This is a genomic window from Micromonospora sp. AMSO31t (genome assembly GCF_008868175.1).
Classification (GTDB): Bacteria; Actinomycetota; Actinomycetes; order Mycobacteriales; family Micromonosporaceae; genus Micromonospora.
This window is the reverse complement of sequence record NZ_WBKT01000245.1, coordinates 1-5,797: the sequence shown is the minus strand read 5'-3', so window position 1 is coordinate 5,797 and position 5,797 is coordinate 1. Positions and strand designations below refer to the sequence as shown.

The window sequence follows — 5,797 nt, the reverse complement described above, 5'->3', positions numbered from 1 at the left end:
CGGCGGTCATGGCGGAGGGGAAACGCCCGGTCACATTCCGAACCCGGAAGCTAAGCCCTCCAGCGCCGATGGTACTGCACTCGGGAGGGTGTGGGAGAGTAGGACACCGCCGGACAATCTTCCAGTCAGGGCCACCCTTCGGGGTGGCCCTGACTGCGTTTCCCAGGCGTTATTGCGGCACCCCGAGGGGTGCCGGCCGTTCAGCGGGTCTGGATGCCTTCGCGGAGCCGGCGGAACAGCGCCGCCGAGTCGTCCACGGCCCGGCCCGGGAACATCCCCATCGCGACGCTGCCGTGGTCGGCCCAGCCGCAGACCGCGAAGTCGCCGCCGTCACCGCTGGTCGTGCCGCACTTCATGACGCCGCCCAGGGCGCCGGCGTCCACCTTGCGCAGGCCGGTCACCTTGCCGGTCTCGTCGGCCATCAGCCCGAAGAGGCTGTCCAGATCCCGCTCCGGCTGCCACAGCAGGGTGGTGCCGCCGAAGAGCAGCACGGACTTCTTGGCGTCCGCCGGGTCGGTGTAGACGGTGCCGAAGCTCCGGTCCAGCTCGATGTCGGCGGCGAAACCGTCGCGCAGGTAGTCGGCGGTGCTGCGGGCCCGGTCGCTGTCGTCCCTGGACAGCCCGGCCACCGTGGCCGGGGTGCTCAGGTCGGTGTCCTTCTCGGCGAGCACCCGCCAGCCGCCGAGGCCGAGCGCCGCGGCGCCGGCCAGCCCGACCGCCAGCGCGGCCGCGAGCGCGATCTTCCGTCGCCGGGAGACCGGGCGTCGCTCGGGCTCCAGCGCCGGGTCGCGGCGGCTCAGCCGGATCGGCTCGTCGGTGAGGTCGACCGGCTCGGGACCGTCGTCGACCGGACGCTCGGTGAGGTGCGCGTCGGACATGTCCGCCACCGTACGCGAACTAACAGGTGGGGCACGTCGGGTCTCCGAAAGCGCTCCGTAGACTTTCAGGGGTGACCGAGAGACTGGATGCCCGACGCCCCGACGCCCCGACCCTCGCCGGCCAGTACCAGCCCGGCGAGGTAGAGCAGCGACGGTATGAGCAGTGGGTAGCCGCCGGCCACTTTCGGGCATCGGCGGACAGCGGCAAGCCGCCCTTCACCATCGTCATCCCGCCGCCGAACGTCACCGGCTCGCTGCACATGGGCCACGCGTTCGAGCACACCCTCATGGACGCGTTGAACCGCCGCAAGCGGATGCAGGGCTTCGAGGCGCTCTGGCTGCCCGGCATGGACCACGCCGGCATCGCCACCCAGAACCTGGTCGAGCGGCAGCTCGCCGGCGAGGGGCTGTCCCGGCACGACCTGGGCCGGGAGAAGTTCGTCGAGCGGGTCTGGCAGTGGAAGGCCGAGTCCGGCGGCGCCATCCTGGGCCAGATGCGCCGGCTCGGCGACGCGGTCGACTGGGACCGTGAGCGCTTCACCATGGACGAGGGCCTGTCCCGGGCCGTCCAGACCATGTTCAAGAAGCTCTTCGACGACGGCCTCATCTACCGGGCCACCCGGATCATCAACTGGTGCCCGCGCTGCCTCACGGCGCTCTCCGACATCGAGGTCGAGCACACCGACGACGAGGGCGAGCTCATCTCGATCCGCTACAGCGACGAGGTGGTGGTCGCCACCACCCGGGCCGAGACCATGCTCGGCGACACCGCGGTCGCGGTGCACCCGGAGGACGAGCGCTACCGGCACCTGATCGGCACCGAGGTGGACGTGCCGCTCACCGACCGGCGGATCCCGATCGTGGCCGACGAGCACGTCGACCCGAGCTTCGGCACCGGCATGGTGAAGGTGACCCCGGCGCACGACCCGAACGACTTCGAGATCGGCCAGCGGCACGACCTTCCGCAGCTGACGATCATGGACGAGCGGGGGATCATCACCGCGCCGGGCCCGTTCCAGGGCCTGGACCGTTACGAGGCCCGCCCGGCGATCGTGGCGGCGCTGCGTGAGCAGGGCCTGATCGTCGCCGAGAAGCGGCCGTACGTGCACGCCGTGGGGCACTGCTCCCGGTGCAAGACGACCGTCGAGCCGCGGCTGTCGCTGCAGTGGTTCGTCAACACCGCCCCGCTGGCCCAGGCCGCCGGCGACGCGGTCCGCGACGGCCGGGTGAAGATCGAGCCCGCCGAGCTGGCCAAGCGCTACTTCGCCTGGGTCGACAACATGCACGACTGGTGCATCTCCCGGCAGCTCTGGTGGGGTCACCGCATCCCGGTCTGGTACGGCCCGGCCGGCGAGATCGTCTGCGTCGGCCCCGACGAGGAGCCGCCGACCGGCGAGGGCTGGCGGCAGGACGAGGACGTCCTGGACACCTGGTTCTCCAGCGGCCTGTGGCCGTTCTCCACGCTCGGCTGGCCCGAGCGCACCCCGGACCTGGCGAAGTTCTACCCGACCAGCGTGCTGGTCACCGGCTACGACATCCTCTTCTTCTGGGTCGCCCGGATGATGATGTTCGGCCTCTACGCCATGGACGGCGTGCAGCCGTTCGACGTGGTCGCCCTGCACGGCATGGTGCGCGACGAGCACGGCAAGAAGATGTCGAAGTCGTTCGGCAACGTGGTCGACCCACTGGACTGGATCGACCGGTTCGGCGCCGACGCCACCCGGTTCACCCTGGCCCGGGGCGCCAACCCCGGCCAGGACGTGCCGGTCAGCGAGGAGTGGTGCCAGGGCTCCCGCAACTTCTGCAACAAGCTGTGGAACGCCACCCGGTTCGCGCTGCTCAACGGCGCGCACACCGACGGGCCGCTGCCGGCCGCGACCGAGCTGTCGACCGTCGACCGGTGGATCCTGTCCCGGCTGGCGCACGTCAGCGCAGAGGTGGACGAGCAGTTCGAGGCGTACGAGTTCGCGAAGGTCTGCGACCTGCTCTACCACTTCGCCTGGGACGACGTCTGCGACTGGTACGTGGAGCTGAGCAAGCCGGTGCTCGCCGAGGGCGGGGCGTCGGCCGACGCCACCCGCCGGGTGCTCGGGCACGTGCTGGACCAGCTGCTGCGGCTGCTGCACCCGGTGATCCCGTTCGTCACCGACGAGCTGTGGACCGCCCTGACCGGTGGCGAGACGGTGATGACCGCCGCGTGGCCGGCGGCCGACCGTACCCTCGTCGACGACCCCGCGGAGGTCGAGGTCGGCACCCTGCAGCGGGTGGTGACCGAGATCCGGCGGTTCCGGTCCGACCAGGGGCTGCGCCCGACGCAGCGGGTGGCCGCCCGGCTCGACGGCCTGACCGGCGCCGGCATCGCGGCGCACGAGCCGCTGGTGCGCTCGCTGGTCCGGCTCGACGCGCCGGGCGACGACTTCCAGGCCAGCGCCACCCTCGCCATGCCGGGAGAGGTGAGCGTGGCGCTGGACACCCGTGGTTCGATCGACGTGGCCGCCGAGCGGGCCCGACTGACCAAGGACCGGGCGGCCGCCGAGAAGGAGGCCGCGCAGGCGCGGGCGAAGCTCGACAATCCCGCGTTCGTCGGCAAGGCCCCCGAGCCCGTGGTCGCCAAGATCCGGGAGCGGCTCGCGGTGGCCGAGGCCGATCTCATCCGGATCGACGCCGCGCTGGAGGCGCTTCCCTCGTGACCGACCGCACCGAATTCGCCGAGGTGGAGGCCGCGCTGAACGCGCGCGGCTTCACCCGCATGCACTTCGAGCTGGAGAAGATCGAGAGCCTCCTCGACCTGCTCGGCAGCCCGCAGCGGGCGTACCCGTCGATCCACCTGACCGGAACCAACGGCAAGACGTCGACCGCCCGGATGATCGACGCGCTGCTGCGGGCGTTCGGGCTGCACACCGGCCGCTACACGAGCCCGCACCTGGAGACGGTCCGGGAGCGGATCAGCCTTGACGGCGAGGCGGTGAGCGAGGACCGGTTCGTGGCCATGTACCGGGAGGTGGCGCCCCTCGCCGAGTTGGTCGACCAGCGCTCCGCCGAGCCGCTGACCTACTTCGACCTGACCACGGCGCTGGCCTTCGCCACCTTCGCCGACGCCCCGGTGGACGTCGCCGTCGTGGAGGTGGGTCTCGGCGGCGCCGAGGACGCCACCAACGTGATCCAGGCCGGCGTCGCGGTGATCACCCCGATCGGGCTGGACCACACCGAGTGGCTCGGCGACACCATCGAGGACATCGCGCTGCACAAGGCGGGCATCATCCACTCCGGCGCCACGGTGATCGCGGCGGCGCAGGAGGAGGAGGCCGCCCGGCCCATCCTGGAACGCTGCGCCGAGGTCGGCGCCACCGTCGCGCGGGAGGGCGCCGAGTTCGGCGTGCTGCGCCGTGCGGTCGCGGTCGGCGGCCAGGTGCTCACCATCCAGGGCCTCGGCGGGGTCTACGAGGAGATCTTCATCCCGCTGCACGGCGCGCACCAGGCGCAGAACGCCGCCGTGGCGCTCGCGGCGGTGGAGGCGTTCCTCGGCGCGGGCGCACGGCGGCAGCTCGACATCGAGGCGGTCCGGGAGGGCTTCGCGGTGGCCAGCTCGCCGGGCCGGCTGGAGCGGGTCCGCACCGCCCCCACGATCCTGCTCGACGGCGCGCACAACCCGCACGGGATGGCCGCCACGGTCACCGCGGTCCAGGAGGAGTTCGCGTTCAGCAAGCTGGTCGGGGTGCTCGCCGTGCTCGGCGACAAGGACGCGGCCAGCCTGCTGGAGCTGCTCGAACCGGTGCTCGACTCGATCGTGGTCACCGCCAACAGCTCGCCCCGGGCCATGCCCGTCGACGAGTTGGCCGCGCTGGCCCGGGAGGTCTTCGGGCCGGACCGGGTGGAGGTGACCGAGGCGATGCCGGACGCCATCGAGGCGGCCGTCGCCGAGGCCGAGTCCGACGTGCCGGGCGAGCTGGCCGGGGTGGGCGTGCTGATCACCGGATCGGTGGTGACCGTGGCCGACGCCCGCCGGCTGCTCAAGCGATGACCGGCCCGGTGGACGAGCGCCCGCCGGACGGGGCGGAGCAGCCGGGGCCGCGGCGCTCCGGGCTGCGCGACCCCGACAAGGCGGTCCGCGGTCTCGGCGCCGGCACCCTCGCGCTGGAGGCGCTGGTGCTGCTGCTGGCCATCCAGCCGATCCGGGTGGTCGGCGGAGACCTCAGCGGGGCGGCCGTCGCCGCGATCGTCGCGCTGGCGGTCGCCTGCGTGGTGCTGGCCGGCCTGATGAAGCGGGCCTGGGCCTGGAACGCCGGCACCGTGCTCCAGGGCCTGCTGCTGCTCGCCGGGCTGCTGCACTGGTCGCTGTTCGCGCTCGGCGTCATCTTCGCGCTGGTGTGGGCGTATGCCCTGCACGTGCGGCGGGTCATCCTCCGCTGAGCCGGCGGGGTCAGGCGTCGGCGAGGGTGCGCCACTGGGTGAGCGCCACGCCGTGCCCGTCCGGGTCGCGGAAGGCGGCCGCCCACACCTCCAGCTTGGTGCCCCGGTTGACCACCCGCGGGGCGTAGGTGAACCGGACGCCCGACCCGCGCAGCCGCTCGTAGGCCGACTGGATGTCGTCGACCTCGAGGTTGACGTGGACCAGCCGGCGGCTCATCGGTGCGGCCCCGGTCACCCGGCGCAGCACCAGGCGGGTCGGCCCGGAGGCGAGGACGGCGTTGCCCTCGCCCCGGTCCACCTCGGCGAAGCCGAGGTCCCGGTAGAAGTCCAGGGACCGGTCCAGGTCGGTGACGAGCAGGGTGATGCCGATGCCGCTGATCGGGCTCGCCGCCTCGGCCGGCTCGTCCTCGCCGGCCGGGCCGAAGATGGCCTCGTCCAGCTCCTCCGGGGTGGGCGGCGCCTCGCCGGCCGGCTCGTCCAGCGGGACGTCGATCGGGTCCACCGGCACG

5 protein-coding genes and 1 rRNA gene are annotated in these 5,797 nt (G+C 72.6%); 4 read left to right on the top strand and 2 right to left on the bottom strand.

The annotated features are described in order from the left end of the window. A 5S ribosomal RNA gene (gene rrf / locus F8274_RS29720) occupies positions 1-115 on the top strand; the annotation flags it as partial. Between the two features lie 85 nt (positions 116-200). Here the strand turns inward: rrf and F8274_RS29715 are convergent. After that, positions 201-878, bottom strand: coding sequence for a hypothetical protein (locus F8274_RS29715; protein ID WP_151465663.1), 678 nt, complete (start codon positions 876-878; stop codon positions 201-203). Positions 879-949: 71 nt separating this feature from the next. Here F8274_RS29715 and F8274_RS29710 point away from each other — a divergent pair, with 71 nt between their 5' ends. From F8274_RS29710 to F8274_RS29700, 3 genes are read left to right on the top strand one after another with little or no spacing between them, the layout of a single operon-like run. After that, positions 950-3,568, top strand: a complete 2,619-nt coding sequence (locus F8274_RS29710; protein WP_151465662.1) for a valine--tRNA ligase — start codon at positions 950-952, stop codon at positions 3,566-3,568. Beyond that, positions 3,565-4,899, top strand: a complete 1,335-nt coding sequence (locus F8274_RS29705) for a folylpolyglutamate synthase/dihydrofolate synthase family protein (protein WP_151465661.1) — start codon at positions 3,565-3,567, stop codon at positions 4,897-4,899. Before F8274_RS29710 ends, F8274_RS29705 begins: the two co-directional genes overlap by 4 nt. Beyond that, positions 4,896-5,288: a DUF4233 domain-containing protein gene (locus F8274_RS29700; RefSeq protein WP_151465660.1), complete on the top strand. Its 393-nt coding sequence runs from the start codon at positions 4,896-4,898 to the stop codon at positions 5,286-5,288. Before F8274_RS29705 ends, F8274_RS29700 begins: the two co-directional genes overlap by 4 nt. Before the next feature lie 10 nt (positions 5,289-5,298). Here the strand turns inward: F8274_RS29700 and F8274_RS29695 are convergent. Next, positions 5,299-5,797, bottom strand: a 499-nt coding sequence (locus F8274_RS29695) for a VOC family protein (protein WP_192580049.1), incomplete at its 5' end; no start/stop codon positions are given.